The organism is Actinotalea sp. C106, from assembly GCF_023630195.1.
In the GTDB taxonomy this organism is placed as follows: Bacteria; Actinomycetota; Actinomycetes; order Actinomycetales; family Cellulomonadaceae; genus Actinotalea.
In genome coordinates this window covers 1-2332 of the sequence record NZ_JALPKN010000392.1, presented here as the reverse complement: position 1 = coordinate 2332, position 2332 = coordinate 1, and the positions used below count along the sequence as shown (strand labels likewise).

4 protein-coding genes are annotated in these 2332 nt (G+C 75.2%); 3 read left to right on the top strand and 1 reads right to left on the bottom strand.

Features of this window, described 5'->3' with window-relative positions:
- Together L0B03_RS16775 and dtd are read left to right on the top strand one after the other, a co-directional pair.
- Positions 1 to 428: asparaginase (locus L0B03_RS16775; RefSeq protein WP_250447991.1), on the top strand; the 428-nt coding region annotated here is incomplete at its 5' end.
- Positions 425 to 850, top strand: a complete 426-nt coding sequence (gene dtd, locus L0B03_RS16770; RefSeq protein WP_250447989.1) for a D-aminoacyl-tRNA deacylase — start codon at positions 425 to 427, stop codon at positions 848 to 850. The genes L0B03_RS16775 and dtd, both read left to right, overlap by 4 nt.
- Positions 851 to 884: 34 nt before the next feature.
- Here the strand turns inward: dtd and L0B03_RS16765 are convergent, their stop codons facing one another.
- Positions 885 to 1466: a DUF4304 domain-containing protein gene (locus tag L0B03_RS16765; protein WP_250447987.1), complete on the bottom strand. Its 582-nt coding sequence runs from the start codon at positions 1464 to 1466 to the stop codon at positions 885 to 887.
- 113 nt (positions 1467 to 1579) lie between these two features.
- Here L0B03_RS16765 and L0B03_RS16760 point away from each other — a divergent pair, with 113 nt between their 5' ends.
- Positions 1580 to 2257, top strand: a complete 678-nt coding sequence (locus L0B03_RS16760) for a TetR/AcrR family transcriptional regulator (RefSeq protein WP_250447985.1) — start codon at positions 1580 to 1582, stop codon at positions 2255 to 2257.
- Positions 2258 to 2332 lie beyond the last annotated feature (75 nt).

Genomic DNA, 2332 nt, shown 5'->3' with positions numbered 1-2332 from the left:
TGCCCCCCGACGCCTCGGAGGCCCCCGAGGCGCGGGTGGCCCGGGTGATGTCCCGCTACCCCGAGCTCGTCGGGGGCCCCGGCCGCGAGGTCACGCGCCTCATGCGCGCGGTCCCGGGCCTGGTCGCCAAGGACGGGGCCGACGGCGTCTACGCCGCGGGTCTTCCCGACGGGACCGGCCTGGCCCTCAAGGTGCGCGACGGCTCGATGCGGCCCTGCGCCGTCGTCGTCGCGGCTGCCCTCGAGCGTGCCCTCGACGGGACGGAGGCCCGCGAGCCCGTGCTGGCCCGCGGGGACGGTGCCCGGATCGAGGAGGTGCTGACGGCCCTGCGCGAGGTCGGTCGCACCCCCGTCCTGGGTCACGGGGTGCCCGTCGGTGAGGTCCGTGCCGCGCTGGACGCGGGAACGGCGTCCGGGGGTGCCGCGTGAGGGCCGTCGTCCAGCGGGTGACCCGCGCCTCGGTCACGGTGGACGGCGCCGTGGTCGGGCAGATCGACGAGCCCGGCCTGGTCGTCCTCGTCGGGGTGACCCACGAGGACGGCGCCGACCAGGTGGCGCTCATCGCGCGCAAGGTGGCCGAGCTGCGCATCCTGCGTGAGGAGCGCTCGGCTGCCGACGCGGGGGCCCCGGTGCTCGTGATCAGCCAGTTCACGCTCTACGCCGACACCCGCAAGGGCCGCCGTCCGACCTGGAACGCAGCAGCCCCCGGCCCTGTGGCCGAGCCCCTCGTCGACGCCGTCGTCGCCGACCTGCGCGCTCGCGGCCTGCGCGTCGAGACCGGGACCTTCGGTGCGGACATGGCGGTCGAGCTCGTCAACGACGGCCCCACCACCATCCTCCTCGAGGCCTGACCCGCATCCTTCCGCGCTGAGCTGCCCGGTTCGCCTACGCGGTGGCTCGGGCGGCGTCGGCGTGCTCGGCGCACCGGAAGGTCGTCCGGCCGGGCGCGAGGACCTCGACGTCGGCCGGGCGCTCGCAGGGCTCGAACCAGCTCCGGCCCCCGACGTTGTGCCAGCAGAGGCGCGGACGGGCCTCGGCCTCGGCCAGGGCACGCTCGAGGGCGGGCAGTCCGTACCTGCTGAGCGCCTCGAGGACCTCGCTGGCCACCACCGTCAGATCGCACCCGGGGTGGACGACCCACCACCGGTCGCCGTCGGTGCCCGGGATCAGCGCACCGAGCCGCTGCTCCCAGCCGAGTCCCCAGGACGTCGACGCCGCAGGCTTGGCGGCGCGGCGACCGCGGGGGACGTTCTCCGCGTCCCAGACGTCCTTGGAGATCACCGCGAGGTTCCCGGTGAAGAGCACCGACGCGGGGTCGGAGTACTTGTCCTTCTGCCACCCCAGCGTCACCCACTGCGTCGGGTGCGTCCGAAGCCAGCTGCCTGCGCTGCCCCGCCAGCCCTGCGCGCGAAGGCTCGGTGCCAGGTGGTCCCTCATCAGCGCGCGGGCGTCGTCGAGGGCCGTCATGCAGGCGAGCGTAGACGTCGCCCAGGCGCCCCGAGAGCCGGCGGACCTCGCAGTCAGGGCTCTCCCCGAGGGGGGGCGTCGAGCAAAAAGCACGATCGTGCTAATTTGCTCGGGTGGATGCGGGGGCGAGCGAGGAGAGCAAGGGGCAGCGGACCCGTGCCGCGATCCTGGAGCGGGCCGTCGAGGTGGCCTGCCGGGTGGGCCTCGGTGGTCTGACCGTGGGGCAGCTCGCCGTCGAGGCGGGGCTGTCCAAGAGCGGGCTCTACGCGCACGTCCGCTCCAAGGAGGCGCTGCAGCTCGCAGTCCTCGAGACGGCGGCCGAGCAGTTCGCGGCGGAGGTCGTGCGGCCAGCGCTCCAGGCGCCGCGGGGGGAGCCGCGGGTGCACGCCCTGGTCGACCGGTGGCTCGCTTGCGGTCGCACCTTCGCCCCGGGCGGGGTGCTGATCGTCAAGGCCAGCGTCGAGCTGGACGACCAGGAGGGGGCCGTCCGTGACCTCCTCGAGGAGCAGCACCGTGAGCTGGTCCGCTCGATCGCCCGCATCTTCGCCGGGGGAGTGGCCGACGGCCAGTTCCGCGTCGACGCCGCCCCCGACCAGTTCGCCGCCGACCTCTACGGCGTGATGCTCGCCTACTACCACGCGCACCGTCTGCTGCGGGATCCGCGGGCCGAGGCCCGTGCGCGAACCGCGGTGGCTGCCCTGCTGGCCGCGGCGCGCAGCCCCCACCACCCGGGTGCCGTCCGCGCGCCCGACGACGACGCGTCCAGCGACGCGTCTCACGACGAGGAGTGATCCCCCTGCCCCCGATCCCGGCACCGACCGAGACCGCGGCCCCCGCCGCCACCAGTACCGGCGTCACCCCCGCCC